At 67.9% G+C, this 24,798-nt stretch carries 26 protein-coding genes, 1 tRNA gene and 1 pseudogene; 15 read left to right on the top strand and 13 right to left on the bottom strand.

The window, feature by feature from the left end:
* Positions 1-41 precede the first annotated feature (41 nt).
* Positions 42-890, top strand: a complete 849-nt coding sequence (locus NAG42_RS20330) for an SDR family oxidoreductase (RefSeq protein ID WP_250032019.1) — start codon at positions 42-44, stop codon at positions 888-890.
* A gap of 63 nt (positions 891-953) precedes the next feature.
* Here the strand turns inward: NAG42_RS20330 and NAG42_RS20325 are convergent, their stop codons facing one another.
* Entirely contained in the window at positions 954-1,250 is a 297-nt protein-coding gene (locus tag NAG42_RS20325; RefSeq protein WP_250032017.1) for a DUF6458 family protein, read from the bottom strand.
* 90 nt (positions 1,251-1,340) lie between these two features.
* Here NAG42_RS20325 and NAG42_RS20320 point away from each other — a divergent pair, with 90 nt between their 5' ends.
* On the top strand, positions 1,341-1,859 hold the full coding sequence (locus NAG42_RS20320; RefSeq protein WP_250032015.1) for a SixA phosphatase family protein: 519 nt from the start codon (positions 1,341-1,343) through the stop codon (positions 1,857-1,859).
* Between the two features lie 99 nt (positions 1,860-1,958).
* Here the strand turns inward: NAG42_RS20320 and NAG42_RS20315 are convergent, their stop codons facing one another.
* Together NAG42_RS20315 and NAG42_RS20310 are read right to left on the bottom strand one after the other, a co-directional pair.
* Positions 1,959-3,815: an acyl-CoA dehydrogenase gene (locus NAG42_RS20315; protein ID WP_250032014.1), complete on the bottom strand. Its 1,857-nt coding sequence runs from the start codon at positions 3,813-3,815 to the stop codon at positions 1,959-1,961.
* Positions 3,816-4,277: 462 nt separating this feature from the next.
* Positions 4,278-5,405: a PP2C family protein-serine/threonine phosphatase gene (locus tag NAG42_RS20310; protein WP_250032008.1), complete on the bottom strand. Its 1,128-nt coding sequence runs from the start codon at positions 5,403-5,405 to the stop codon at positions 4,278-4,280.
* Between the two features lie 100 nt (positions 5,406-5,505).
* Between NAG42_RS20310 and NAG42_RS20305 the strand changes: the two genes are divergently transcribed.
* Entirely contained in the window at positions 5,506-6,051 is a 546-nt protein-coding gene (locus tag NAG42_RS20305) for a phosphoribosyltransferase (RefSeq protein ID WP_250032006.1), read from the top strand.
* Here the strand turns inward: NAG42_RS20305 and NAG42_RS20300 are convergent.
* Positions 6,048-6,323: a YciI family protein gene (locus tag NAG42_RS20300; protein ID WP_250032151.1), complete on the bottom strand. Its 276-nt coding sequence runs from the start codon at positions 6,321-6,323 to the stop codon at positions 6,048-6,050. The two genes, NAG42_RS20305 and NAG42_RS20300, sit on opposite strands and share 4 nt — an antisense overlap.
* Positions 6,324-6,385: 62 nt before the next feature.
* Between NAG42_RS20300 and NAG42_RS20295 the strand changes: the two genes are divergently transcribed.
* Together NAG42_RS20295 and NAG42_RS20290 are read left to right on the top strand one after the other, a co-directional pair.
* Complete coding sequence (locus tag NAG42_RS20295; RefSeq protein ID WP_250032004.1) at positions 6,386-7,246, top strand: LLM class F420-dependent oxidoreductase; 861 nt, start codon at positions 6,386-6,388, stop codon at positions 7,244-7,246.
* Between the two features lie 227 nt (positions 7,247-7,473).
* Positions 7,474-7,950 carry a YcxB family protein gene (locus NAG42_RS20290; protein WP_250032002.1) on the top strand — a complete coding sequence of 159 codons (477 nt, stop codon included), beginning with the start codon at positions 7,474-7,476 and terminating at the stop codon, positions 7,948-7,950.
* A 38-nt stretch (positions 7,951-7,988) separates the two neighbouring features.
* Here NAG42_RS20290 and NAG42_RS20285 read toward each other — a convergent pair whose 3' ends face one another.
* Both NAG42_RS20285 and dcd read right to left on the bottom strand, forming a co-directional pair.
* On the bottom strand, positions 7,989-8,804 hold the full coding sequence (locus tag NAG42_RS20285) for an inositol monophosphatase family protein (protein WP_250031999.1): 816 nt from the start codon (positions 8,802-8,804) through the stop codon (positions 7,989-7,991).
* Positions 8,805-9,116: 312 nt separating this feature from the next.
* On the bottom strand, positions 9,117-9,695 hold the full coding sequence (gene dcd, locus NAG42_RS20280) for a dCTP deaminase (protein ID WP_250031994.1): 579 nt from the start codon (positions 9,693-9,695) through the stop codon (positions 9,117-9,119).
* 128 nt (positions 9,696-9,823) lie between these two features.
* Between dcd and NAG42_RS20275 the strand changes: the two genes are divergently transcribed.
* The gene (locus tag NAG42_RS20275) at positions 9,824-10,324 is read left to right on the top strand and encodes a pyridoxamine 5'-phosphate oxidase family protein (protein WP_250031992.1); all 501 of its coding nucleotides are present in this window, start codon (positions 9,824-9,826) and stop codon (positions 10,322-10,324) included.
* A gap of 51 nt (positions 10,325-10,375) precedes the next feature.
* A tRNA-Gly gene (locus NAG42_RS20270) sits at positions 10,376-10,449 on the top strand.
* A gap of 90 nt (positions 10,450-10,539) precedes the next feature.
* Here the strand turns inward: NAG42_RS20270 and NAG42_RS20265 are convergent.
* A pseudogene (locus NAG42_RS20265) lies at positions 10,540-11,310 on the bottom strand (tyrosine-type recombinase/integrase); the annotation flags it as partial.
* Positions 11,311-11,332: 22 nt separating this feature from the next.
* Here NAG42_RS20265 and NAG42_RS20260 point away from each other — a divergent pair.
* The gene (locus NAG42_RS20260) at positions 11,333-11,584 is read left to right on the top strand and encodes an HAD family hydrolase (protein ID WP_308201164.1); all 252 of its coding nucleotides are present in this window, start codon (positions 11,333-11,335) and stop codon (positions 11,582-11,584) included.
* Between the two features lie 47 nt (positions 11,585-11,631).
* On the opposite strand, the gene NAG42_RS20255 is transcribed toward NAG42_RS20260, so the two are convergent.
* Positions 11,632-13,377 carry a hypothetical protein gene (locus tag NAG42_RS20255; RefSeq protein WP_250031988.1) on the bottom strand — a complete coding sequence of 582 codons (1,746 nt, stop codon included), beginning with the start codon at positions 13,375-13,377 and terminating at the stop codon, positions 11,632-11,634.
* A gap of 489 nt (positions 13,378-13,866) precedes the next feature.
* On the opposite strand from NAG42_RS20255, the gene NAG42_RS20250 reads away from it, so the two are divergent.
* The 3 genes from NAG42_RS20250 to NAG42_RS20245 all read left to right on the top strand — a co-directional run bounded on the left by NAG42_RS20250 (position 13,867) and on the right by NAG42_RS20245 (position 15,102).
* A complete protein-coding gene (locus NAG42_RS20250; protein ID WP_250031986.1) occupies positions 13,867-14,172 on the top strand; it encodes a hypothetical protein in 306 nt (101 codons plus the stop codon).
* The gene (locus NAG42_RS45330; protein ID WP_369077101.1) at positions 14,156-14,374 is read left to right on the top strand and encodes a GNAT family N-acetyltransferase; all 219 of its coding nucleotides are present in this window, start codon (positions 14,156-14,158) and stop codon (positions 14,372-14,374) included. Before NAG42_RS20250 ends, NAG42_RS45330 begins: the two co-directional genes overlap by 17 nt.
* Positions 14,375-14,640: 266 nt before the next feature.
* Positions 14,641-15,102: an HIT family protein gene (locus tag NAG42_RS20245; protein WP_250031984.1), complete on the top strand. Its 462-nt coding sequence runs from the start codon at positions 14,641-14,643 to the stop codon at positions 15,100-15,102.
* A 172-nt stretch (positions 15,103-15,274) separates the two neighbouring features.
* Here NAG42_RS20245 and NAG42_RS20240 read toward each other — a convergent pair whose 3' ends face one another.
* The 3 genes from NAG42_RS20240 to NAG42_RS20230 all read right to left on the bottom strand — a co-directional run bounded on the left by NAG42_RS20240 (position 15,275) and on the right by NAG42_RS20230 (position 18,671).
* The gene (locus NAG42_RS20240) at positions 15,275-16,141 is read right to left on the bottom strand and encodes a LamG-like jellyroll fold domain-containing protein (protein WP_250031983.1); all 867 of its coding nucleotides are present in this window, start codon (positions 16,139-16,141) and stop codon (positions 15,275-15,277) included.
* A gap of 129 nt (positions 16,142-16,270) precedes the next feature.
* Positions 16,271-17,344 (bottom strand): hemolysin family protein, encoded by a 1,074-nt coding sequence (locus NAG42_RS20235; RefSeq protein ID WP_250031981.1) that lies wholly within the window; start codon positions 17,342-17,344, stop codon positions 16,271-16,273.
* Positions 17,337-18,671, bottom strand: a complete 1,335-nt coding sequence (locus tag NAG42_RS20230; RefSeq protein WP_250031978.1) for a hemolysin family protein — start codon at positions 18,669-18,671, stop codon at positions 17,337-17,339. The genes NAG42_RS20235 and NAG42_RS20230 overlap by 8 nt, the downstream gene beginning before the upstream one ends.
* A 100-nt stretch (positions 18,672-18,771) precedes the next feature.
* Between NAG42_RS20230 and NAG42_RS20225 the strand changes: the two genes are divergently transcribed.
* Positions 18,772-19,440: a GOLPH3/VPS74 family protein gene (locus NAG42_RS20225; RefSeq protein WP_250031976.1), complete on the top strand. Its 669-nt coding sequence runs from the start codon at positions 18,772-18,774 to the stop codon at positions 19,438-19,440.
* 3 nt (positions 19,441-19,443) lie between these two features.
* On the opposite strand, the gene NAG42_RS20220 is transcribed toward NAG42_RS20225, so the two are convergent.
* Together NAG42_RS20220 and NAG42_RS20215 are read right to left on the bottom strand one after the other, a co-directional pair.
* Positions 19,444-21,573 (bottom strand): (Fe-S)-binding protein, encoded by a 2,130-nt coding sequence (locus tag NAG42_RS20220; protein ID WP_250031974.1) that lies wholly within the window; start codon positions 21,571-21,573, stop codon positions 19,444-19,446.
* Positions 21,574-21,736: 163 nt separating this feature from the next.
* Positions 21,737-22,000, bottom strand: coding sequence for a cell division protein CrgA (locus NAG42_RS20215; protein WP_250031972.1), 264 nt, complete (start codon positions 21,998-22,000; stop codon positions 21,737-21,739).
* Between the two features lie 179 nt (positions 22,001-22,179).
* On the opposite strand from NAG42_RS20215, the gene NAG42_RS20210 reads away from it, so the two are divergent.
* Genes NAG42_RS20210 through NAG42_RS20200 form a run of 3 tightly spaced genes read left to right on the top strand, consistent with a single transcriptional unit; the run spans position 22,180 to position 24,798 of the window.
* Complete coding sequence (locus tag NAG42_RS20210; protein WP_250031970.1) at positions 22,180-22,992, top strand: DUF881 domain-containing protein; 813 nt, start codon at positions 22,180-22,182, stop codon at positions 22,990-22,992.
* Positions 22,992-24,485 (top strand): class E sortase, encoded by a 1,494-nt coding sequence (locus NAG42_RS20205; protein ID WP_250031969.1) that lies wholly within the window; start codon positions 22,992-22,994, stop codon positions 24,483-24,485. The genes NAG42_RS20210 and NAG42_RS20205 overlap by 1 nt, the downstream gene beginning before the upstream one ends.
* A gap of 1 nt (position 24,486) precedes the next feature.
* A complete protein-coding gene (locus NAG42_RS20200) occupies positions 24,487-24,798 on the top strand; it encodes a hypothetical protein (protein ID WP_250031968.1) in 312 nt (103 codons plus the stop codon).

Here is a 24,798-nt window from a genome sequence, read left to right as displayed (position 1 = left end):
GACGTTGGCTAGTTGTTGTCAGAACAACCATGGAGGACAGCATGACCATCGTCGTCACCGGCGCCACCGGGCACCTCGGCCGGCTCACCATCCAGTCGCTTCTCGCCAAAGGCGTGCCGGCGAGCGAGATCGTCGGTCTGGGCCGTCAGATCGACAAGATCGCCGACCTCGGGGTGACCACGAAGCAGGTCGCGTACGAGGACCCGGAGGCGCTGCGGGCCGCGTTCGAGGGCGCCGACAAGGTCTTCTTCATCTCCGGCAGCGAGGCCGGCAACCGGCTCGGCCAGCACCGCAACGTGGTCGACGCCGCCCGGGCGGCCAACGTGGGTGTGGTCGTCTACACCAGCGCGCCCAAGGCCGACACGACCGACATGAAGCTGGCCGCCGAGCACCTCACCACCGAACAGTGGATCAAGGACGCCGGTCTCCCGTACGTGTTCCTGCGCAACAGCTGGTACGTCGAGAACTACAGCGTCGAGCAGGCGCTGGCCCACGGGCTCTTCGGCGCGGCCGGCGACGGCAAGATCAGTGCGTCCCCGCGGGCCGACTACGCCGAAGCGGCCGCGTCCGTGCTCACCACCGAGGGCCATGAGGGCAAGGTGTACGAGCTGGGTGGCGAGGCGTTCACCCTGACCGAGCTGGCGGCCGAGATCGCCAAGCAGTCCGGCCGGCCGGTGACCTACACCGATCTGGGCGAGGACAAGTACCGCGAGATGCTCGTCGGCGTGGGCGTGCCCGAGGGATTCGCCGCAATCCTGGCCGACGTCGACCGGGCCGCCTCGCAGGGTGCGCTCCACGTGCCCCGCGAAGACCTGGAGAAGCTGCTCGGCCGTCCGGCGACGCCGCTGGCCACGTCGATCAAGGCTGAGCTGGCCGCCGCACAGGGCTGACACAGCGCGACGCCGGTCAACCGCCAGGGGGATGAGCGGTTGCCGGCGTCGCGAGTCAGGAGATCAGTAACCCGGGGGCGGGGGCGGCGGGGCGTCCTCGCTGCGGGTCTCGCGGTATTCGCTGCGCACCTGCTGGTTCGGGTACGCCGGGTTGCCCGCGACCGGGGCGGCGCTCTGTCGCGTCACGACGGTGCGCCGGCGGCTGTTCCAGTACCAGAGCGTGATGACCAGGCCGATCAGGCCGGCCGCCATCAGGATCCACCCGATGATGTTGATGTCGATCCCGCTGATGTCAGCGTTGACGGCGAACGCCAGGATGGCGCCCAACGCGAGCAGGAAAATGCTTCCGCCGATGCCCATCGCGGGCCTCCTTGATCCTCACCGTGGTCAATGCTTTTCCAGACCCGGTTTACCCACGCGTCGGAAAACTCAATCAGGCAAGCTGGACGCATGACCCTGAGGACCCTTGTGATCCTGCGCCACGCCAAGGCCGAACGGCCGGACGATCTCCCCGATTTCGATCGGAAGCTGACGACGACCGGGGAGACCGACGCGGACGCGGCCGGCGCCTGGCTGGCCGACGAGCGGCTGCATCCGGACCTGGTGCTGTGCTCGCCAGCCGCCCGCACCCGGCAGACGTGGCAGGGCGCGTCGATCGCGCTGGCCCAGGCGCAACCGGGCGGCGGGGCGCCCGAGGTGCGTTACGACCAGGGGCTCTATCACGGTGGGGTGACCGAGGTCTTCGACCTGGTCCGCAAGGTGCCCGACACGATCCGTACGGTGCTCGTCGTCGGCCACAATCCCACGGTCTCCGAGGTGTCGCTGATGCTCATCCCCGACGACCAGTACGACGGCGGGCTGGTCGAGCTCAAGACGGCCGGCCTGGCCGTCCACCGGGGCGAGGGATCGTGGGCCGATTTCGAGCCGCGCTCGATGAGCCTGCTCGAACGGCACACCGCGCGCGGCTGAGGGGGCAACGGAAAAAGGCCGGCGGCGGCCGGCCTTTTCCTGGGGGGAACTGCATATGCAGCGGGAAGGACGAGGGGCGTCGCCCGTCCCGCGAAGGTCTTAGAAGGCGTCCTCGGAGAGGTCCATGATGTCCAGCGTGGCGTTCTCGACGATGCGCCGGTCGGAACCGACCCGCGGCAGCACCTCGCGGACGAAGAACCGCGCGGCCGCCACCTTGCCCTCGTAGAAGTTCTTGTCGGCTGCCGAGACGTCGCCGCCGAGGGCCTTGAGCGCGACGTCGGCCTGGCGCAGGAGCAGCCAGGCGAGCACCACGTCGCCCAGGGCGAGCAGGACGCGCCGCGAGCTCAGACCGACCTTGTAGAGCTCCCGGGCCTCGCCACCCTGGACTGCGCCGAGCCAGCCCATGGTCGCGCCGAGGATCTGCTGCATCTCGCCGAGCGCCTTGCCCAGACCGAGCCGCTCGAGCTTGAGCTGACCGTTGCCGGCCTCGCTCTCGACGAAGGCCTGCATCTCGGACGCCAGCGAGGCCAGCGCGACACCCTGGTCCTTCACGATCTTGCGGAAGACCAGGTCGAGACTCTGGATCGCCGTCGTGCCCTCGTACAGGGTGTCGATCTTCGCGTCGCGCACGTACTGCTCGAGCGGGTAGTCCTGCAGGAAGCCTGAACCACCGAAGGTCTGCAGCGCCTCGTGGCCCAGCAACTCGTACGCCCGCTCGGAGCCCACGCCCTTGACCAGCGGAAGCAGCAGGTCGTTGACCTTGCTCGCCTCTTTCGCGGCCTCGAGGTCGCCCGCCGCCTGGGCGATGGCGACCTTGTCCTGCCAGGTGGCGGTGTAGATGACCAGGGCGCGCAGGGCTTCCGAGTACGACTTCTGGAGCATCAGGGACCGGCGTACGTCGGGGTGGTGGGTGATCGTGACGCGCGGGGCGGCCTTGTCGTCGTTCTGCACGAGGTCGGCGCCCTGGACGCGGTTCTTGGCGTACTCGAGCGCGTTCAGGTAACCGGTCGACAGCGTCGCGATCGCCTTGGTGCCGACCATCATCCGGGCGTACTCGATGATCATGAACATCTGGCGGATGCCCTGGTGCTTGTCGCCGAGCAGCCAGCCCTTGGCCGGGGTGCCGTGCTCGCCGAAGGTCAGCTCGCAGGTGTTCGAGACCTTGAGGCCCATCTTGTGCTCGACGTTGGTGGCGTAGACGCCGTTGCGCTCGCCCAGCTCACCGGTCTCGGCATCGAAGTGGTATTTCGGCACGATGAACAGCGACAGGCCCTTGGTGCCAGGACCGCCCACACCCTCGACGCCGACCGGACGGGCCAGCACGTAGTGGATGATGTTGTCGCTCAGGTCGTGCTCACCCGAGGTGATGAAGCGCTTGACGCCCTCGATGTGCCAGGAGCCGTCGGGCTGCGGGATCGCCCGGGCGCGGCCGGCACCGACGTCGGAACCGGCGTCCGGCTCGGTCAGCACCATTGTGGAGCCCCAGAGCTTCTCGACGAAGAGCTTGGCCCACTTCCTCTGCTCCTCGGTGCCCTCGGCGTCGACGACGGACGCGAACGACGGGCCGGAGGAATACATCCACACCGGGGCGTTGGCGCCGAGCACGTTCTCGGCGAGGCTCCACCAGAAGGCGCGCGGGGCGAGCGTGCCGCCGAGCGAGGCCGGCAGGTCGAGGCGCCAGAACTCGCTGGCCATCCACTGGTCGAACGACTTCTTGAACGCCTCCGGCAGCGGGGCGGTGTGCGTGGCGGGGTCGAAGACCGGCGGATTGCGGTCGGCCTCGACATAGCTCGCGGCCAGGTCCTCGGTGGCGAGGCGGTTGACCTCGGTCAGCACATCGCGTGCGGTGTCCGCGTCGATGTCCTCATACGGCGCCTGACCGAACGCCTGGTCAGCCCCGAAGACCTCGAACAGGTTGAACTGTAGGTCCCGAAGGTTGCTCTTGTAGTGAGTCATGGTGCTTGGCCCCGCTCTCCGAACGCCGCCGGTCTGGAGTTACCCGTCAGTAACAGCCACTGTATTACTGATCGGTAGGAACGGACAACCCGCGAGCCGTTTCGTGACCAACCACCCTCGCGAGGGGCCTGTCCGTCGGTTCGCACATCAAACGCCTCCGATCGGGTGGCCAGCAGGATGGCCGTTCGGCTATTTGCGGACTCCCATGCGCCCCTGACGTATCGGCACGGAATGCGGCTCGTTGCTCCGGATAGACACGAAGCTTTTCTGCTTCGACGAGCCGCCAAGGGGGCGCGCCATGTTCGCCGCTATCAAGAGCCTCATTCCGGAGCCCCGCCAGGCGAGCCAGCCACGCCATTACGTCGGGCGGCACCGCCGTCCCGAACTGGCGTCGGCGCCGGTCTCGCCGGCTCCTCTGGGCCAGCCCGCTCCCGCGGAGCCCGAACCGGCAGCACCCGCGGCCTAGCTTCCGGCCGCGCCGACTTCCCAGCTCGGCATCGGCACCGTCGCGCCGTCGTCCGGGCCGGCGTACTCCAGCAGCACCAGCGCGATGTCGTCCTCGAGGCGGCCGTGGACCCAGTCGACCAGGGCCGTCTCGAGCGAAGCGAGACCGTCGCCGACCGTGCCGTGGCCGAGCAGCCGCCACGCCCGGTCGGCGGTCGGGAAGAACTCGCCGTCACGTCGCGCCTCGCCCAGTCCGTCGGTGAACAGCAGCAGCCGGTCGCCCGGCTCGAGCCGCTCGACCCGCGCCTTCACCTCGGGCATGAAGCCCAGCGGGGGCGCCGGTGCCGGCGGCTCCAGCGGGATGACCTTGCCCCGTCGCAGCAGCAGCGGCGCCGGGTGTCCACAGTTGACGATCGTCAGCGTGCCGCCGCGTTCCTCGACCAGCGCCGCCGTGACGAAATCCTCGTCGCCGACACTGCGGGCCACGGCCCGGTCGAGGTCGGTCACCATCGTCTTGAGGTCGGCCCGCTCGTAGGCCACGTGCCGGTAGGAGCCCAGCACGATGCTGGCCAGGCGGACCGCGTCGAGGCCCTTGCCCCGGACGTCACCGATGATGATCCGGACCCCGTACGGCGTATCGAGCGCCTCATAGAGGTCGCCGCCGATGTCGGCCGCGGCCGTCGCCGAGATGTAGCGGCCCGCGACCGCGAGCGCGCCCACCTGGGGACCGACCGGCCGCAGCACGGCCTGCTGGGCGACCGCGGCCAGCCGTTGCAGTTCGACGATCCGCTCGGCCTGGCGCTGCCGGATCGTGGCGACCGCGGCGGCGATACCGGTCGCGAGCAGGATGCCGACGATGTTGACCGCGCCCGAGATGGTGAGCGGGCCCGCGGTGCCCACGAAGACCATGCCGACGATCGTCGCCAGCACTCCGACGAGCAGCACCGTCTGCCAGTAAGCGAAGACGGCGGCCAGAAACGGGACGGCCGCGAAGAGCCCGACGAAGTCGGCCGCCCGGCCGTCCAGCAGTTCCACCGCGGACACGGCGGCGAGCAGCACGACAGCCGCGCCGAGGCCGGCGCGGGATCCAGGGCTGAGCGGGCGTCGGCCCGGCGGCAGGTCAGGCATGGCTACGCGACACAGCATGCACGATCGAGGCGACCGACGGCACTAACTTGACCCCTAGTCTGAGCGGGTTCTGACCGCGCGGCCGAAGGGGACGACCGGGCAGTGACAGGATGTCCGCGTGACAACCGATCTGCGTGATCATCTGCGGGCGGCGTTCCGCTGGACCGACCCGGGCGACGGCAGCGGCTATCTGGTGAGCGATCGCTCCGGCTGGTGGCGCGATCCGGCGATCCTCGCGGGACTGGGTGAGGGGCTGGCCGGCCTCTTCCGCGCCGAGCGGCCCACCGTCGTGGTCTCGCCCGAGGTCACCGGGTTCCTGGTCGGCCCGCTGGTGGCCCGGGCCCTCGGGGCCGGCTTCGTCGAGGCCTACCGCGCCGGGGCGCGGCGTCCGATCGCCGAGCCGATGATCTGGGCCGAGGTCCCCGCCGATCACCGGGGTGAGACCCAGCACCTGGGCGTCCGGCAGGAGCTGGTGCGACCGGACGACCGGGTGCTCGTGGTGGACGACTGGGCCGCCACCGGTGCCCAGGCCCGGGCGTTGCGCTCGCTGTTCGGCGCCGCCTACGTCGGCACCGCGGTGATCGTGGATGAGTGCCCTCCCGAGGTGGCCCGCGAGCTCACCCTGCGCGGGCTGCTCACGGGGGACGACATCGAGCCCGATTAGGGTTTCGGGAAATCCTTGAGGGCGCCCCGGGTCGGGAGCCAGCCGGTGGCCGAGTATTCGGCGACACCCCGCACCACGTACGGGTCCTGGGCGATCAACTCGCGGGCACGGGCCTCGTCGTCGACGTTGAGCAGCACGACGCCGCCGGCCGGCGGGTCCTGGCGGCCGGCCGTGACCACGAGGTGCTGCGCCTCCAGACCCTCCAGATAGGCCAGATGCGCGTCCCGCACCTCGTCGACCTGCTCGAGCGGCACCAGATACTTCGAGATCATCAGATACACGAGCGGGTTCCTCTCCGGCGTGTCAGGTCGTCCGTAATCGTACGATCGAAGTCGTGAACAACCTCGGGCGGTACGGAATCTGGGTCTCCCGCCACATCTGGCCCCAGGATCCGAATCTCGTCGCCACGGCGGCGCTGGAGATCGAGAGCCTGGGCTACGGCTCGGTGTGGATCGGCGGCAGCCCGCCCGACAACCTCGACCTGCCGGAATCGATCCTGGCCGCCACGACGAGCCTGGTCGTGGGCACGAGCATCGTCGACATCTGGCACAGCCACGCCGAGACGCTGGCGGCCGGTCAGGAGCGGTTGCACGAGCAGTTCCCGGGCCGCTTCTACCTGGGCGTCGGTTCGGGACACGCACCCACCGCGGCCTCAGTCGGACGGAGCTACGCGAAGCCGCTGACCCAGCTCCGCGCGTTCCTCACCGACGGCTTGCGCCGGGTGCCGGCGGGCGAGCTGATGATCGCCGCCCTGGGGCCCAAGGCGCTGGCAACGGCACGCGAACTGACGGCGGGGGCGCTGCCCTATCTCATGCCGCCCGAGCACACGGCCCAGGCGCGCCAGATCCTCGGCGCCGACCGTCTGTTGATCCCGGAGCAGAAGGTCTTCCTGGGCACCGACCCGGTGGTGGCGCGCTCGGTGGCCCGGCGGGTGCTGAAGCCGTACCTGTCGCTGCCCAACTACACGAGTTCGTGGCGCCGCTTCGGCTTCACCGACGATGATCTGGCCGGCGAGGGCAGTGACCGCCTGGTCGACTGGGCGGTGGCGTGGGGCGACGCGGCGGCCGTCCGGGCTCGCGTCGACGCCCATCTCGAGGCCGGCGCCGATCAGGTGGCCGTGCAGGTGCTCTCGGCCCAGCCCAGCCCGCACCTGCCGCGGGAGGAGTGGCGAGCCGTCGCCCAGGCCCTGCTCTGATCTATTTCCGGCGCTTGGCCAGCGTCACCATGATCACCGTGACGAGCGCGGTCACGGCCACGAACAGACAAATCAAGATCAGCAGATGCCATGGTTTGATCGCGCCCATAGCGCACACCCTCTCATGGAAGCTCGGCGCTTAAGCACTCACCTGCGGCCGACCGGCCGGACCCGGTCGGCCGAGCAGCCGATGCCTGTCAACGCTTGCCGAAAGTTACCTTTTGGGAGTGTTTTTGCAGATCATCGTGCGACCGGACCCCCACCTGACCGCCGAAGCCCTGCGCCACAGACTCCGCCGGCCGGTGCTGCTGGCCCGGCTGGCCGGGTGGGCTCTCCTCGGCCTGGCCCTGCTCCGCCACCTGCACGGTGACGGACTGAACTACACGCTGCTGCTCGCGGGCGTCGCTCTGGCCGTGGTCGTACCGATGTTCCTGCTCAACGGCGGCGCCCGGCGAGCCCTGCGCGACGGCGGCCCGACAACCATCGAAGTCAGCGCCGACGGTGTGGCCTGCTCGACGGTCGAGAGCCGGCACGCGTACGCCTGGAACGCCTTCACCCACGTGGACCACCTGCCCGGCCAGCTGGTGCTCGGCATCGGCAGCGGGCGTTTCGTCCAGATCCCGACCCGAGGCATCTCAGCCGAACAGATCCACCAGGTGCTGACCACCGCCGCCACCCACGGCATCCCGCTCAACCGCGGTTGAGCCATCCCGTACGCCGCCAGGTCCGCGCCCTGGCCGGATCATATGGTTTGCGGTTTGTACTCGGATGAGTTGTCGCCGGCGATCAGAGCGAGGATCGACGGCAAGATGTGGGAGTTGGCGGCGACGGTAGCCCGAGCGTCCAAGCTGTGGGGGGCTCCATCGCGGTCAACTGTCAACGCGCCGGCCTCGCGCGCGATGACGACTCCGGCCGAGGTGTCCCACGGTTTGTTCGCCAACATGACGACGGCGTCTACTTTTCCGGCGGCGAGCCATGCCAAATCGATGGCCGCCGACCCATGCATCCGGATGCGCTGGACCCGCGCGGCAAGCCGATGCGTCAACGCGAATCGGAACTCGTTCTTCTCCTCGGCACCGGCGCCGACGGCGTAGTCACCAATCGCCACGACAGCCTCGCTGACGTCTCTCGCGCCGCTGACACTGATGCGCTGACCGTCGGACTCTGCGCCGTGGCCCTCGGCTGCGGAGTATCGGCTGCCCAGAAAGGGCAGCTCGATCACTCCCAGGACCGATTGCTTCTCATTGACCAGACCCAGAGAGACAGCACACAGCGGCGACCCATGGATGAAGTTGACCGTGCCGTCAACAGGATCCAGCGCCCACATCAACCCGTCGGTATCACCGCTCGAACCGTTCTCCTCACCCAAGAAAGCGATGTCTGGCGTCTCCTCGGCCAGGAAGGCCCGCACCTGCTCCTCGATGGCGAAGTCGGCCTCGGATGCCATGTCCCGGTCGCCCTTGGCGGTCAAAACGCCCGGCTGCATGCTGCGCATGATCCTGCTCGCCAGGTCAACCGCCTGGTGCGCGACAGGCAGGAAATCAGCGTATTCGGTCACCGAGGCTGTCCACCGTCCCAGAGCTCGTCGAAGATGCGCTCGAAGACGGAGTACAACCCCTGCTGAGGGCCACCGCTTCTTGATCACCATTGTGGGGGATCGACGCCTCGCGCATGAGGAAGATACGGCTGGGCGATGCACAGCTCGTCGTTGGTTTTCGGGCGCGACCACTCACGCACGTCGCCCGGTCGCGCTGGGCGTTCTGGGCGCGCAGCGCCCTGCCCGGCTCGGCCGGGTCCTCGGCGTGAGCAGCGATCCGCACCCACCACCCCGCTACGACATCCAGCTTTCGATCTTCGACTCGTCTTCCGGCTAGCTTGTGGGCCAGAGGCGGAAGTTCTGCGCCGAGCGGCTGGGCGTCGGGCCGCGCTGACCCTGATAGCGGGAGCCGTAGACGGCCGAACCGTAAGGGTGCTCGGCCGGGCTCGACAGGCGGAAGATGCAGAGCTGCCCGATCTTCATGCCCGGCCAGAGCTTGATCGGCAGATTGGCCACGTTGGACAGCTCGAGCGTGACGTGGCCGGAGAAGCCCGGGTCGATGAAGCCGGCGGTGGAGTGGGTCAGCAGACCCAGGCGGCCGAGGCTGCTCTTGCCCTCGAGGCGGCCGGCCAGCTGGTCGCCGAGCGTGATGACCTCAAGTGTCGACGCCAGCACGAACTCACCCGGATGCAGGACGAACGGCTCGCCGTCGGCCACCTCGACCAGCGCGGTCAGGTCGTCCTGCTGCTCGGCCGGGTCGATGTGGGTGTAGAGGTGGTTGTTGAACACCCGGAAGAACCGGTCGAGCCGCACGTCGATGCTGGACGGTTGCAGCAGCTCCGGCTCGAAGGGGGCCAGCGCGAGGTCGCCCGCCTTGATCTCGGAGACCAGGTCGCGGTCGGAGAGCAGCATCGCAACACCATACCTAGCGTCCGCCGCCCGGCCGTTGCCGCACATACCTCCCGGACCGTCCGTTTCCCGATCACCCGATCGGCGTGTTTTCGTAGGCGTGTCGAACGTATGTTCGATAGAATCACCGCATGGCTTCCTGGTCCGATTTCGCCGCCGCCGAGCCCACGCTCGCCGCGGGCATCCGCGCGCTCCTGCAGCAGTACGGTCCTGGCCTGGCCTACCTGGCCACCGTGCGAGCCGACGGCGCCCCCCGCCTTCATCCGGTCTCCCCGGTGATCACCGACCAGGGCCTGTATTGCTTCATCGTCAGCTCCCCGAAACGCCGCGATCTGGAGCACGACGGCCGCTACGCGCTGCACTCCTATCCCCCGGAGGAGAACGACGACGAGGCCATCCTCACCGGCCGGGCCACCCCCGTCCGCAGCCCGCGCGTGATCGCCCGGCTGGCCGCCGACCTGCATGCCTCGCCCAGCGTCGACTGGCGGCTGTTCGAGCTCTCGATAGAGTCCGCCATCCTCCGCACCCACGGCCCGGCCGGCGCCCTTCCCCTGGCCATGACCCCGATGGTGGCCCCGCTGACCCGCACCTGGCGCGCCGAGTTACCACGCCCCCTGGCAGCGGTGAGTTGACCGGGCCCGTCCCGCCACAGACCTCACAGATCAGGTAGAGTGAGCGCCGCCGCGGGTGTAGTTCAATGGCAGAACATCAGCTTCCCAAGCTGACAGTGCGGGTTCGATTCCCGTCACCCGCTCCACAGACAGAAGCCCTGGTCAGGACCAATGGTCCCCCAGGGCTTTCGTCGTTCTGGGCAATGCTGAAACAGGGATGGGCCATTAGCGGGCCATTAGCTCGCCTCGGCGGCCGGTTCGTCGCCCTTCTCGGCCCGCTTCGGCTTGCGCTTGCTCGGCTTGCGCCGGGCCGCCTTGACCGCCTGGTCGATCGCGTCGGCGATCCCGTGGTCGGCCTCCCAGTTGGTGTGCTGGTAGATCAACGCGGCACGCGGGCTGTCGTGGCCCATCCGCGCCATGATGTCCCGCAGGCTCGCGCCCAGCGCGCGTGAGGCGAGCGAGTTGCCGGTGTGCCGCAGGTCGTGGAAGTGCAGCCCGGCCGCGCCGATCGCCGTTACCGCGTCGGGCCACTTGACCAGCTTGTTGAAGTTGCCGCGCCTGATGTTGCGCCCGCTCTCGCCGGTGAAGACGAACGCCTCGGCGGCCTCGCCAACGTGCGCGCTCATGTGCTGTTTCAGCACGGGCAGGGCCACCTTGGGCAGGGGGACGGTCCGCACGCCCGCCTTCGACTTCGGCGGCCCAAGGATGAGGCCGGTGCCGCGATGCTCGACGAACGCCTGTCGCACCCGCACCGTGCCGGCCGACAGGTCGACGTCGCGCCGTTGCAGCGCGACGGCCTCACCCCACCGCAGGAATCCGAATGCCGTGACCAGGATCAACGCCCGGAAGCGGTCCGGCATCCGCTCGGCCAGAGCAAAGATCTGCGGGACGGAGAGGACCGGCCGCTCTGCGGGCTTCTCCTGGTCGGCACCCACGACGCGGCACGGGTTGATCCGGATCAGTTCGTCCTCCTTCACAGCGGTCATCAGGACCGCCCGCAGCAGCCGGGCATACGGAGATCCGAGGCGGATGAAGCCGAACCCTGCGCCGGTGCTCAAGGCGGTGCATGCCCTCGGAGCCGAGGCGGCCGCCTGCGTGTTGGTCGGCAACTCGCTCTCCGACATCGAGGCCGTTCGTGCCGCCGGGACCGCCGCGATCGGCTACGCCAACAAGCGCTGGGAGGTTAACGCGTTCGATTCGGCTGACATCGTTGTGACGTCGATGGGCGAGATAGCCGAGGCGCTGTCTCCAGTGTCCCCGGTGTCCCCCGACAGGGATTGAGCTGCGGAAACGGTGGGGACACGAAGCGAACGCTCGGGCTCCTGGCCCTAGAGCAGTCTCGACAAATCATGGAACGCCTCCATGGCTTTCTGCGAGTCGATAGCCAATGCGGCGACAAGCAAGGAAAGCATGGCGGCGAAAAGCGAAATTATTGCTACTACCAAGGCGTAGATCGCAACCCTGAATTGCCCCGTAGCCGAGGATAGCGAAGCCACGGCTCCCACTCGACCGAGGTATTCATTAAGACTGCGGGCGACAGTGTCGGCGCGATCACTGAGCGAGCCGCGCACCGCCTCAAGATAGTTCGAGCCACCGTCCTTTACTGGACGCCATTTGGCTATTTCCTTTTTCAGGATTGAGTTCTTTTGGAGATCGGCATAGATTCGCATGTCAGAAAGCGCGGCTTGCATATCGCCTAGTCGCGCAGATATATCGGAGCGCAATTCCCTAAGCTGTCGGGTGGTTTCCCGGCCAGCTCCGTGATACCTAGCCAGGGCATCCCTGTATCTGGCCAAGCGCCCTTCGAAACCGAGTAACACATTACTTGGGACAGTGCAAGACAGCGCACCTGGGGCCAGGTGGTCGGCAACGTGCCTTGAGATCAGTTCATTAACGTAGTCAGCATCCGGATCTATATCGAAGCCAAGCTTGACTGAATCAGACCGCCTAAAGCCGAAGGTTATTGTTATCTGGTCCTGTTTCGTTGCCTGGTATTCGCTAGATGGGGCCTTGAGTCTAAGCTCCGGCGTAATGACATTCTCTATAACGCCCCATCCGGACGCATAGTTAAGGTGTTGCATGGGGGAAAGCGAATAGTCGCCAGAGAACGGTGGAAGCATGTCGGTCACCAGCAACTTTGCTGCGGGGTAGAGACCCTCTAAGAGTCCTGTGGAGAACTCACCCTTGAAGTACTTTCTCATCCACGACTTGCATCGGTCGAAAATTTCCTCCTGCCGCTCATTGATTTCTTTCTCCCTTTGACGCGCTGGCCCCACCTCGGACGTGTAGGTCAGATCTCTGCTGGCCCGAAGCCGACTACGACCCGTAGCAGTCAGCAGGAGTTTCAGGGCTGGAAACAGTTTCGGCCGAAGACTACTTCGAATGAACGAGGTGTAGTCATCACGTCGAAGCGTGTTCATCAGACTGGACCTAAGCTCAGGATCGAGATGAAAGCCGATCATTATTGCGGTGGTACTCGGTCCCATCCAGTGTAGTCGCGCCGTGAGAAACGAAACGCCATCCGGCAAGGGCGAATAGTGATCGACAAATGCAACATCATATCCGCCCGGAGGCGAAATCACGCCGACGTTCAACCATCTTGGCGCGGAACTACTTCTCATGTCGTCGAGAAACTCAATGACGGTATCTTGCTCGAACCGAGACTGCCGATCCCAGCCGAGTCGCCGCAGCGCATACCGCAGCTGAGATTGGTTGGATGGTGTAAATACCTCGACCAACCAGATAGCCGGAATTTCGACACGCTCTCCGTCCGGAATCCGCCAAGAATTCTGGCGCGCGTCGTCCCAACGAGATCGCCTCTCGCTGATCTTTAGGTGTTCTTTTTTAAACGTTTTCCGTTGTATGTATATAAGCAAGTATTCCGAAGCTAGACGCGATACCAGGAAGGAGGAAGCCCAGATCCTCGTGAACCCTGCCATCAATCTCTGACGTCGTGAGTCGCGTGATCGGTTATCACCCGTAGCCGAGAAGGCATCGACTTCGTCGGCGCCACTCACAGGCTCATGGTTCCCGGGTGCTGCTTGGGGTGCAACGCTGCCCGCATCCTCACTCACATGCCTAGGCTAGCCGGTAGCCGCATCCCGCCCGGTTTGACCGCAGTGAAGGATATGTGCCCCTGCATGGCTCACCCTTCGTGGGCGGCAGATCGATCGAGATTGGGCCATTAGCGGGCCATTACGGCGGGCTGCCGTAGGCCGCTCCAGGCCACTCACCCACTCATCTAACAGCCCTCAACGGTGATCGCCGAGCAGCTTTGTACGGTTCCCAATCTGACAGTGCGGGTTCGATTCCCGTCACCCGCTCCACGTGGAGGGCCAGGTCAGGAGATGTTTCCGGCCTGGCCCTCATCCACGTCTAGCGCTTCTTCTTGCCGCCGTGCCCGTTACGGAGCCGTTCGAATTAAGCGACGACGAAGCCATGCTCTGGATGTCGAAGCCCAAGAACTCCGACGCTTGCTCCGGTAGCGGATCCCGTAGTTGGGCCGGGGCCAAGAGGAACGATCGGTCGCCAGGATTGCCGAGTCTGAAGGACGTGGGTGCCACGTGCGACTGGGTGTGCTGTCCATGAAAACTGTCCGGGTGAGGGTTTTGGTGCGGTTGCTGGCCGACGTCCCCGACCTGATCGAGCCGATTGGCAGGTTGCGATGCGCGGAGTGGGACAGCGCGGACAGGGTGGACGAGTGGATCTCGACCACCCGGCGCGAAGCCGGCCGTAATGACCTGCCGGTTACTTGGGTGGCGGTCGATGAGATTGGCACGGCTCTCGGGGCGGTGGCGCTCGGGCCGAGCGACGTGCCGGGTTACCCGGAGTTAACGCCCTGCGTGTGGGGGCATGGTGGTGCGTGCTGATCTTCGCGGACGCGGCGTCGGACGACGGTTGCTGCAACAGATGGAACGCTTCGCTGTGGATCGCGGCTACCCGGCGGTGCGGGTGGCAACCGGGCCACCAGCGGTCGCGTACTACGAACGCTGCGGTTGGCGACGGTCCGAGGAACTTCCTGGCGGAACCTTGTTGTGCAAGCGACTATCCGCACCAATCAGCGAAGTGTGAGGATGCCTTCCTGGGGTCGGGAACTCTGGGGCAGGTGATCTGAAACGGCATCCGTGGCAAGACGGGTGCCGTTTCGCATGTGAATACCGACGAGTCCGCAGTAGAGCAGCAGCTACATCCGGCTCACGTCATAACCGTAAGTGTCAGACCCCCTACGGCGGCAAGGCACCTGACCGAACCCGCGGTGTGATGAGAGGGGATGAATGCCGCATTCACGCATCGACACTTCTTGCTTATGGTGCATCTCGGCGTTGAGGAGGGTGTCCATGGGGTGGGGCGACAACTGGGAAGCGCTCGTCGACGGCAGCGGTTGCCCGCACTGTGCTGAGGGACGGCCGGAGGAGACGCCGCGCAAGATTCGGGTCGGGGGTAGCGCGGTCACCGACATCTATGTTCCGCGGCGGGCGCTGGTGCGCGGTTACGCGATCGTGGTGTGGCGGGGTCGGCATGTTGTTGAGCTGCATCATCTCGCGGAGGAGGAAGCCCGGCAGTACAACGCCGACGTGATGCGGCTCGGACGGGCCATCGAGGCGTACTTCCGGCCAGTGAAGATCAACTACATGACGGCGGGGAACATCGTGCCGCATCTGCACACCCACGTGACCGCCCGCTACCGCGACGATCCCGCGCCGGGCGTTCCGCTCCCGCACGGACAGAACGTGGAGATGCCGGAGCCACAGTGGCGCGCCGACGCCGCCGGCCTCCGCGATGCGCTTCTCACGGCGTAGCGGTCACCTCCGGCGGACGCCAAGTCAAACGAAGGCGCCCGTCGTATGCCCGCGGTGGGGGCAGACGAGGGCGGCCGTCGTGTACCCGCGGTGGGGGCGCAACCCGAGCTACGCCCGCACCGAGAACGCCGGTCCGGACAGCAAGAACGGCAGGCGGGCAGCGGCCGGGCTCTCAGCCGATCTGGACGAAGACGTTGTCGATCTCGCCGGCGAACTGGTCGTTGGCCTTGCTGGTGCCCTTGCCGCCCACCCGCAACGGCTCGGCGTTGGCGATGGACAGCGTCGGGGGTACGGGTGTGGTGGCGGCCGGGACGCCGTCGATGGAGAGGGTCAGTTTGGCGCCGGCGCGGGTGCACTCGAGGGTGTGCCAGCGGCCGTCGGCCACGTTGACGCCGGGTTCCGCCCGGTGGATCGCGCCGTCGCCGGCCAGGACGCAGCTCGGGTGGCCCAGGCGGTGGTCCACCTGCAGCTTGTACTGGCTGATCTTGCCGACCGAATAGCCCTTCTGCACCACGTTGGCGCCATCGGCCAGGTCGGAGGCCGTCATGCGGACCTCAGCCCCGTACCGGAGGCGTTTTGTCCCGGGGTTGAGGTTGTCGTCGCGGTCGCCTTCGAGGATCGCCCGGGGGCAGTCCCCCGGCTTGGCCAGGCGGCACCGGTCGGGGTAGGAGACGGCCAGGCCGGACCCTTGGCGTACGAGGTGGAGAGCGCCGCCGTTCTGCCCGAGCGGCCGCAGTTCGTGGCCGCCCAGGTGGTCGGTGATCGGACGGCCCACCCCGCCGTCGAAGGTGTAGCGCACGGTCACCGGGCCGGGAGCGACCTTGATGCGACCGGGTGGCGCGGACGACGACGGCGCCTGCAGCGGGAGCAGGCCGGCCAGCGCGCCGGCGAGCCGGGGTTCGTCGATCTGATCCGGTGGAGCGATCGCGGGACGACCGACGGCGAAGGCCGGTGGGGTCGACGGCCGCTGCGCGTAAACAGCAAGGCCGGCGAAGAGCAATGCCCCGGCCGCGACAACCAACCACTGTTTGCGAGACATAGGACTATTGTCGGAAATGGCCGCGTGATGATGCCAGCCAGACCGGCGAAACCCGCCGAACATCGGAGAAACAACCCGATCGCGGTCATCCGACCACCCGACTTCCCCCGTAAGGCGTCGCGGGGACGATCAGCTGACCGGTCGGGGCTGGGCCGGTGCGGTGGGTGCGGTGGTCGCGGTGGTCTGCACCGGGTGGGCCGGCTCGCCCACCACCGCGTGGATCACGTCGTCCAAGGTGATCACGCCCAGCGGGCGCCGGCCGTCGCTGACCAGGACGATGTGCAGGCGGTCGCGCCGCATCACCAGCAGCAGGTCGGCCAGCGTACGGTCCGGTGACACCACCGCCAGCGGCCGGATGATCTCGGGTGGGATCGGCATCGTCCGGCGGTCGGTGCCGTACCCCAGGATGTCTTTGACGTGCACGAAGCCCAGCACCCGCCGCGTCTCGCGCTGCACGACCGGGAACCGCGACCGGCCGGTCCGGGTGGCCATCGCCTCGACCGTCGCCGGGGACACGTCGTCGGCGATCGTGGTGACGCTCGACCAGGGGCGCAACGTGTCGCCCGCCGTGCGCCCGTGCAGTTCGAGCGCCGCGTGGATGCGGGCGTACTGTTCCGTCCCCAGCAGACCCTCGCTGCGGGCCTGGGTGACCATGCCGGCCAGTTCCTCGGCGGTGAACACCGTCTTCACCGAGTCGGTCGCCTCGATCGACCAGATCTTGAGGACCAGCCGGGCCGCCCAGCGCATCGCGTTGAGCAGCGGCTTTGTCGCCGTGCAGAAGACCAGCATGAACGGGCCGAGGATGAGCGCGGCCCGCTCCGGCCCGGCCAGCGTGATGTTTTTCGGCACCATCTCGCCGATGACCGTGTGCAGGAAGACCACGATGGCCAGGGCGAGCACGAAGGCCACCGGGTGGATTGCGTTCTCCGGCAGGCCGATGCTGTGGAAGGGGACCTCGAGGAAGTGCGCCAGCGCCGGCTCGGCGAGCGCGCCCAGACCGAGCGAGCAGATCGTGATGCCGAGCTGGGCGCCGGCGATCATCAGCGGGATCTGGCTCATCGCCGACAGGGCCCACCGGGCGCGTTTGCTGCTCGCGGCGAGCGGTTCCAGAGCCGTACGCCGGGACGCGATCAGCGCGAACTCGCCCCCCACGAAGAGCCCGTTCCCGATCAGCAGCAGCGCGGTGATCAGCAGTTCAGTCATCGCCGGGCTCCGTCGGCGCCACGACGCGCACCTGCTCGATGCGGTGCCGGTCGACAGCCATCACGGTGAACTCCCAGCCATCCGTCTCGTACGACTCGCCGACCACCGGAATGTGCCCGAGACGGGCCAGCAGGAACCCGGCCAGCGTCTCGTACGGCCCCTCGGGCAGCGCGAACCCGGTCTGCTCGGTCAGCTCGTCCTCGCGCAGCAGCCCGTCGACCAGGTAGCTCTTCTCACCGTCGGGGGCCGTGAGGTCCTGGGTCGAGGTCTGGGCGGGCTCGACGTCGTACTCGTCGGCGATCTCCCCGACCAGCTCCTCGATCAGATCCTCGGCGGTGACCACGCCGTCCGTGCCGCCGTACTCGTCGACCACGATGGCCAGGTCGGCGTCGGCCGCCCGCAGCGCCGCCAGCACCTTGTCGAGGCTGAGGCTCTCGGGCACGTACACCGGCTCCCTGGCGATCGTCGCGACCTGGGTCACGCCGCGGCGCTCGGGCGGCACACCCAGCGCGTCGGGCACGCCCACCACGCCGATGACCAGGTCGATCGTGTTCTCGTAGACGGGGAAGCGGGTGTGCCCGGTCTCGCGGGCCACGGCGATCAGCTCGGCCACGCTGGCCGTCGTCTTGAGCCCGACCACGTCGACGCGCGGGGTCATCGCCTTGGCCGCCCGTTTCTCGCCGAAGCGGATCGTGCGGCGCAGCAGCGTGGCCGTCTCGGCCGGCAGCGCACCGGCGCGGGCACTGATCGCGGCCAGCAGTCCGAGCTCCTCGGGCGAGCGGGCACTGGCCAGCTCTTCCTGGGGCTCGATGCCGATCCGGCGGACCAGCCAGTTGGCCGAGCCGTTGAGGCCCCCGATCACCCACTTGAAGGTCTTGGAGAACGTGCGCAGCGGGGCCGCGGTGGCCAGCGCGGCCCGCATGGGCCGGGCCAGCGCCGCGTTCTTGGGCACCAGCTCGCCGAACAGCATCGAGATCAGGGTGGCCAGCACCAGCGCGATCGCGTGGGTGATGCCCTCGGTGGCGTCCCCGGCGATCGGCTCGACCACCGGCGCGAAGATCCTGGACAGCGCGGGCTCGGCCAGATAGCCGGTGAGCAGGGCGGTGAGGGTAATGCCGAGCTGGGTGCCGGAGAGCTGGAAGGAGAGCTCGTGCAGCGCGTGCTCGACCGTGCGGGCCCGGCGATCGCCCGACCGGGCCCGGGACGCGATGTCGGCGCGATCGACGGTGACCAGCCCGAACTCGGCAGCCACAAAGAACGCGTTGCCCGCCGTGAGCAGCGCGAACGCCGCCAACGGAAGCACCGCGGTCAGGAGCAGGCCGTCCATGATCGGTTCACCTCGGTCTCATTGTGCCGGAACGGGGCGAGTCCGGCGTGCCCACCGGAAGTGAGGATTGGCACGCCGTGAAACTGGATACCGTCAGGGGATGAACCTGGTCGAAGAGTTCACGCTGCTCGCGTATGACGACGACGGCACTCCGCTGACCGACGGCACCCACCTGGATCACGGTCTGGCCGGTGGGCTGCTTCTCGAACTGGCGATGGCCGGCCGGGTCGACGTCGCCGACAAGAAGGTGGTCGTACTCGATCAGAGCCCGACCGGTGACCCGTTGATCGACAGCGCGCTGATGCGGATCATCGCCGACGACAAGCCTCGCAAGCCCGGACACTGGCTGACGAAGTTCGCCGGGGACACCCGGCCACAGGTTCTCGACCGGCTCGTGGCCGAGGGCATCCTGCGCACCGAGAAGGACAAGGTGCTCTGGGTGTTCCCCCGCACCCGGTATCCCGCCGCTCACGGCGTCGAGCCCGTGCAGGAGACCGCGGCCCGCGACCGGATGCGGCACGCCGTGCTCGGCACGGGCGAGGTCGAACCCCGTACGGCCGCTCTGTGCGCCCTGGTCGCCGCGACCGACCTGGACAAGAAGGTCTTCGCCGACCTCGACCGCAAGGTCGTGCAGGCGCGACTTCGCGAGATCGGGGAGGGCGCGTGGGCGGCCACGGCCGTCAAGAAGGCGATCGACGAGATCCAGGTGGCCGTGATGGTGGCGATCGTCGCCTCGACCACCGCGGCCACCGCCGGCACGCCCTCCTGAGGCCTAGACCTCCTGCTTGAGGGAGCGCAGGAGGACCGTCGCGACGTCCACGACCTCGACGTTGCCCTGCTCGCCCTTACCGGTCACGCCGTCGCCGATCATCGTGTAGCAGAACGGGCAGCCCACCGCGATCGTCTTGGCCCCGGTGGCCAGGGCTTCCTCGGTGCGCTCGACGTTGATCCGCTTGCCGATCTTCTCCTCCATCCACATGCGCGCGCCGCCGGCGCCGCAGCAGAAGGACCGCTCGGAGTTGCGCGGCATCTCGATCACGGTGGCCGCCGCTCCCAGAACCTCACGCGGGGCGTCGAACACCCGGTTGTGCCGGCCCAGGTAGCACGGGTCGTGGTAGGTGACGTCACCCTCGATCGGCTGGACCGGGGTGAGCTTGCCGGTGGCGACCAGGTGCTGCAGCAGCTGCGTGTGGTGCACGACCTCGACCTTGAGGCCGAGCTGCTCGTATTCGTTGCCGAGCGTGTTGAAGCAGTGCGGGCAGGTGGCCACGATCTTTTTGACGTTTGCTTCCTGCAGCGTCTCGACATTCTGCTGGGCGAGCATCTGGAAGACGAACTCGTTGCCGATGCGCCGCGCCGGGTCACCCGTACAGGTCTCGCCCTCGCCGAGGATCGCGTAGTTGACGCCGGCCTCGTGCAGCAGCTTGGCCACCGCCTGCGTGGTCTTCTTGGCCCGGTCCTCGAACGCTCCCGCGCAGCCGACCCAGAACAGGTAGTCGAAGTCCTCGGTCTCGCCGACCCGCGGCACCTCGAAGTCCAGGCCCTTGGTCCAGTCCTCGCGGGTGTTCTGCGGCGCGCCCCAGGGGTTGCCCTTGTTCTCCAGGTTGCGCAGCATCACGCCGGCCTCGCTGGGGAACGACGACTCGATCAGCACCTGGTAGCGGCGCATGTCGACGATGTGGTCGACATGCTCGATGTCGACCGGGCACTGCTCCACACAGGCGCCGCAGGTGGTACACGACCACAGCACGTCCGGGTCGATGACGCCCTGCTCCTCGGCGGTGCCGATCAGCGGGCGGTTCCCCTCGGCCAGCGCCAGCACGTCCATGTGGGCCAGCTGGGCCTCGGTGGCTTTCTCCTCACCGGTCAGATCCTTGCCGCCGCCGCCCAGCAGGTAAGGAGCCTTCGCGTACGCGTGATCGCGCAGCGACAGCACCAGGAGTTTCGGGGACAGCGGCTTGGCCGTGTTCCACGCCGGGCACTGCGACTGGCAGCGGCCGCACTCGGTGCACGTCGAGAAGTCCAGCAGGCCCTTCCAGGTGAACTGCTCGACCTGGGCGACGCCGAACTGATCCTTCTCGGGGTCGGCCTCCTCGAAGTCGAGCGGCTTGCCCTGGCTCGTCATCGGGCGCAGCGCACCCAGGCCCGAGCCGGCCGGCTTCTCCGGGGCGCGCTTGAAGAAGATGTTGAAGAACGCCAGGAACCGGTGCCAGGCCACACCCATCGTCGGGTTGAGCGCGATCGTGATCAGCCAGCCCATCGAGATGAGCAGCTTGACCAGCGCCACCCAGGTCGGCCCGTCCGCGGCCGCCGGCAGCAGGCTGCCCACGCCGTGCGACAACGGGGTCGCCCAGCCCGGGTACTCGAACGTGTCGTTGGCGACCTTGAACCCGCGGATGAGGAACCCGCAGACCAGCACGCCGAGGATGACCGCCTCGACGAAATAGGCCTGCCACATCGTCGAGCCCAGGAACCGGCTGCGCTTGCGCCGGATCTCGCGCTGCCGCACGAAGATCAGATAGAGGATGCCGGCCAGACCGAGGATGCCGATCCACTCGGTCACGAAGCCGTAGACGACCCAGTGCCCGATGATCGGCAGTCCGCCCGCGGGGTCGACGACCTCGAAGTACGCCTCCACGACCAGCAGGACGAGGATCATGAACGAGACCATGACCAGCCAGTGGGCGGCACCGATCGCCGACCACTTCAGCATCCGGGTGTGACCGAGCGTCTCGACCAGCATGGTCTTGGTCCGCGTGCCCCGGTCGGCGAACCGGGCCGGGTCGGGTTGCCCCTGCCGGATCACCGCGGTGATGGCCAGCACGGCCCGCACCGCCAGCACGACGGCTGTGATGGTGACCGCGCCGGCCAGAACAGTGGCGATTATCTGCGCTGTGCCCATCTGCGTCGTGCCTCCTCGCTTCGGCGGTGCGCCGCGCCCATGTTACCCACGAGTAATCTACGGGCGCACGCCGCAGGGTCAAGCGAAAGCGCACCCCGACCAACGTGGGGTGCGCTGAGCACCGGCGAAAGTCACACTACCCGCGTCAAAGCGGGCAAAAAGGCTAACGCCAGCGCGACAGAAGGCCGAGCGACGCCACCATGCACCCGAAGCCGATCGCCAGGTTCCAGTACCGCAACGACTCGACCGGGTACTGCTGGGACGACAGGTAATACACGACCAGCCAGGCGATGCCGATCACGATCAGTGCCACGGCACTGATCGGCAGCCACATCGGGCTGGGCTTCCTCGACGCCGCGGCTGCCGCTGGACGGATGTCCGTCGGCGGCGTGTAGACCTTCTTCTTGCGAACTTGGGACTTCGGCACGGTGCACTCCTGAAGGGCAACAAGTGGTGAACAACCCCACCGCTGAGCGGCTCCGGAGACCCCGAATGCTGCCCGTGGCGATTAATGTTCGACAGCTAGCGTAGTCAAGTCGGCGGGAAGACTGGCACCCGCCGGGCAAGGAAATATGTCCGGTGCGATTTTCGGGGGGAGACGAGGACGTGGAATACACCACCGGCACGCCCTCGTGGCGGCTCGTTCTGCGCCGCGCTTGGTCAGGTCTGCGACCCGGCCGACCATTACAACGCATGCGCGGCTGGTCGGTTGTCGTGCCCCTGATCGCCCTGGCCGCGGGCCTGCTGTTCACCACGTCGGCGACGACGGCGGACGGCACGACCCTGCGCGACGACCGCCGTCCCCAGCTGGCCCAGCTGATCGCCGACAAACGGGCTCGCCTGGACGCGCGCGAGCAGACCGCGGCCAAACTTCGTGCCGCGGTCGATCAGGACACGGCCCGCCTGGCCGAGGTCGACGGTCCGGTCAAGCAGGCCCGTGAGGGCGCCGACAAGCTGCGGTCCCCGGCCGGGTTCACCGGTCTGCAGGGCCCCGGCGTCACGGTCAGCCTCGACGACTCGTCACGCCGCAGCAACGATTTCGTGGCGGCCAATGCTCCGGACAATGACGATCTCGTCGTCCACCAGGGTGACGTTCAGGCGGTCGTGAACGCTCTCTGGGCTGGTGGGGCCGAGGCAATGTCGATCATGGATGTCCGCGTGATCTCGACCAGCGCGGTACGCTGTGTCGGTAACACGCTGCTACTTCACGGCCAAGTCTTCTCGCCGCCGTTCAGGATCACAGCGATCGGCGAACCCACAGCGCTGCGTCGCGCGTTGGAGTCCGCGGACGGAGTCCAGCAATTCAAGGATGCAGTCGCTGACTTCGGCCTCGGTTATACGGAAACCGTCGAGAGGAACGTGACAGTGCGGGCGTACGACGGGTCGAGTGACCTCCGATCCGCGCGGGTCGCCGGGTAATGGCCGCTCCGGATCGGCCGGCCACGGGTCCCGGGTCGGGGCGGCATCGCGCGCCCGACGGCGAGGGCCAGACGGCGTACATCCCCCGGATCACCGACGCGTCACCCGACGGCGTCCCCGGTGGTCCACTCGCCCCGCAGCTCGGTCTGGGCAGCCCGCCGGCCGCGCCGCCCCCGCCGCCTCCCTCCGCCGCCGAGACGGCCGTGCTGCGCACCGACGAAGAGGTACACCAGCGCATCGCGCACAACCCGCTGGGGCCGAGCGGCCAGGCGGCCCACTCGGAACCGCGCCGGGCCGAGCCGTCCGCGCGCAACGAGTTCGACTTCTTCGCCGCCGCCGAGGAGGCGCAGACGCCTTCAGCGGCCTCCAGCCGCCCTTTTGACGGCGCACCCCAGGGTGGGTCGGGGTTCGGCGCCCCGGCGCCTTCCAGCCCCGCTCAGGGCCGTCCGCCGGTTGCGCCCCAGGATCCACGGGAGACCGCGGTCATCCGTACTTCGGAGGCCCCCACCGGCGTTCTCCCGGCGATGAAGCGTCCGGAAGAGCAACCGCATCCCGTCCAGTCACCCACCGCGCTCCTGTCCGCGGTCCCGGGTCTGGCTGCCCAGTCCGCGAAGGCGAAAGCCGAGCCCGATGCCGCTCTCGGCGCCGCCTCGGTCTCCCCCGCGGCGCCGGGCGGTCCGCGGCCCCGCGCCGAGGAGGAGCCGGTGGCCGATCAGCCCCGACGCGGCGAAAAGGTCGTCAAGCTGCGCCCCGAGCAGACCGGCGAGGGTTACAAGAGCGTCTACTCCGAGATGACCCGGCCGACCGTCGGATCCCGCATCCGCGGAGCGATCCGCGTCTCCGGCGAGCTGATGATCACCTTCGGTCTGATCGTGCTGCTCTTCGCCGGCTACGAGGTATTCGGCAACTCGGCCAAGGTGCAGGACGAGCAGAACGCCCTCGACACCCAGCTCGACGAGGTGTGGAACGACCCGACCGTGGGCCCGACGCCGGCGGCGGCCACCAAGGCCCCGGTGGCACCCGGCAGCAACCTGGTCGGCCGGCTCTACATCCCCAAGTTCGACAAGGAGTGGGTGGTCGTCGACGGCGTGCAGCCCGACGATATCCGCTACGCCCCCGGCCACTACCCGGAGTCGGCCAAGCCGGGCCAGGTCGGCAACTTCTCGGTGGCCGGCCACCGGATCAAGAAGATCTTCTGGCGGCTCGACGAGCTCAAGCCGGGCGACGTGATCGGGGTGGAGACGCGCTCCAACTGGTACGTCTACCGCGTCTACACCCAGGAGGTCGTCAAGCCGACGGCGGTCCAGGTCGTCGCGCCGGTGCCCAACAAGCCCCGGGCCAAGCCGACGAAGGCGCTGCTCACGCTGACCACCTGCAACCCGAAATACAACAACTACGAGCGGCTCATCATCCACGCCGAGCTGGTCTCGACCAGCAAGCGCGAACAGGCCAAACCCAACGCCGGCATGCCGGCCGAGATCAAGGGAGCCTGACGTGTACGCCTGGATCTGGCGCAAGCTCCCGTTCGGGTTCTGGGGCAAGCTGACCGGCTCGCTCGGCCTGCTGGCGGCCACCACCGCCCTGCTCTGGTATGTCGTCTTCCCGTGGGCCACCCCGCTGCTGCCCTTCGACGACGTGCAGGTCGGCAACGGCACCGAGCAGATCGGCACCACCACCGACGACTCCGACGTGACCGTCCCGGGCGACCCCGACCACGAGGCCCCCGAGGACATCCCGTACAGCACCGAGTCGAACCAGCCGCATCCCTCCGACGCCGCCACCGGCGGCCAGATTCCGGGTGACTGA

It is taken from the genome of Paractinoplanes maris, from assembly GCF_023544465.1.
GTDB lineage: Bacteria > Actinomycetota > Actinomycetes > Mycobacteriales > Micromonosporaceae > Actinoplanes > Actinoplanes maris.
Note: the sequence above shows the minus strand (reverse complement) of the source record. Positions and strands in the feature narration are given on the sequence as shown.

Excerpts from the sequence above, each read along its gene's own strand:
- NAG42_RS20330 (WP_250032019.1), top strand. The coding sequence starts at position 42 with ATGACCATCGTCGTCACCGGCGCCACCGGGCACCTCGGCCGGCTCACC.
- NAG42_RS20325 (WP_250032017.1), bottom strand. The coding sequence starts at position 1,250 with ATGGGCATCGGCGGAAGCATTTTCCTGCTCGCGTTGGGCGCCATCCTG.
- NAG42_RS20320 (WP_250032015.1), top strand. The coding sequence starts at position 1,341 with ATGACCCTGAGGACCCTTGTGATCCTGCGCCACGCCAAGGCCGAACGG.
- NAG42_RS20315 (WP_250032014.1), bottom strand. The coding sequence starts at position 3,815 with ATGACTCACTACAAGAGCAACCTTCGGGACCTACAGTTCAACCTGTTC.
- NAG42_RS20310 (WP_250032008.1), bottom strand. The coding sequence starts at position 5,405 with ATGCTGTGTCGCGTAGCCATGCCTGACCTGCCGCCGGGCCGACGCCCG.
- NAG42_RS20300 (WP_250032151.1), bottom strand. The coding sequence starts at position 6,323 with ATGATCTCGAAGTATCTGGTGCCGCTCGAGCAGGTCGACGAGGTGCGG.
- dcd (WP_250031994.1), bottom strand. The coding sequence starts at position 9,695 with ATGCTGCTCTCCGACCGCGACCTGGTCTCCGAGATCAAGGCGGGCGAC.
- NAG42_RS20275 (WP_250031992.1), top strand. The coding sequence starts at position 9,824 with ATGGCTTCCTGGTCCGATTTCGCCGCCGCCGAGCCCACGCTCGCCGCG.
- NAG42_RS20260 (WP_308201164.1), top strand. The coding sequence starts at position 11,333 with ATGAAGCCGAACCCTGCGCCGGTGCTCAAGGCGGTGCATGCCCTCGGA.
- NAG42_RS45330 (WP_369077101.1), top strand. The coding sequence starts at position 14,156 with ATGGTGGTGCGTGCTGATCTTCGCGGACGCGGCGTCGGACGACGGTTG.
- NAG42_RS20245 (WP_250031984.1), top strand. The coding sequence starts at position 14,641 with ATGGGGTGGGGCGACAACTGGGAAGCGCTCGTCGACGGCAGCGGTTGC.
- NAG42_RS20240 (WP_250031983.1), bottom strand. The coding sequence starts at position 16,141 with ATGTCTCGCAAACAGTGGTTGGTTGTCGCGGCCGGGGCATTGCTCTTC.
- NAG42_RS20235 (WP_250031981.1), bottom strand. The coding sequence starts at position 17,344 with ATGACTGAACTGCTGATCACCGCGCTGCTGCTGATCGGGAACGGGCTC.
- NAG42_RS20230 (WP_250031978.1), bottom strand. The coding sequence starts at position 18,671 with ATGGACGGCCTGCTCCTGACCGCGGTGCTTCCGTTGGCGGCGTTCGCG.
- NAG42_RS20225 (WP_250031976.1), top strand. The coding sequence starts at position 18,772 with ATGAACCTGGTCGAAGAGTTCACGCTGCTCGCGTATGACGACGACGGC.
- NAG42_RS20220 (WP_250031974.1), bottom strand. The coding sequence starts at position 21,573 with ATGGGCACAGCGCAGATAATCGCCACTGTTCTGGCCGGCGCGGTCACC.
- NAG42_RS20205 (WP_250031969.1), top strand. The coding sequence starts at position 22,992 with ATGGCCGCTCCGGATCGGCCGGCCACGGGTCCCGGGTCGGGGCGGCAT.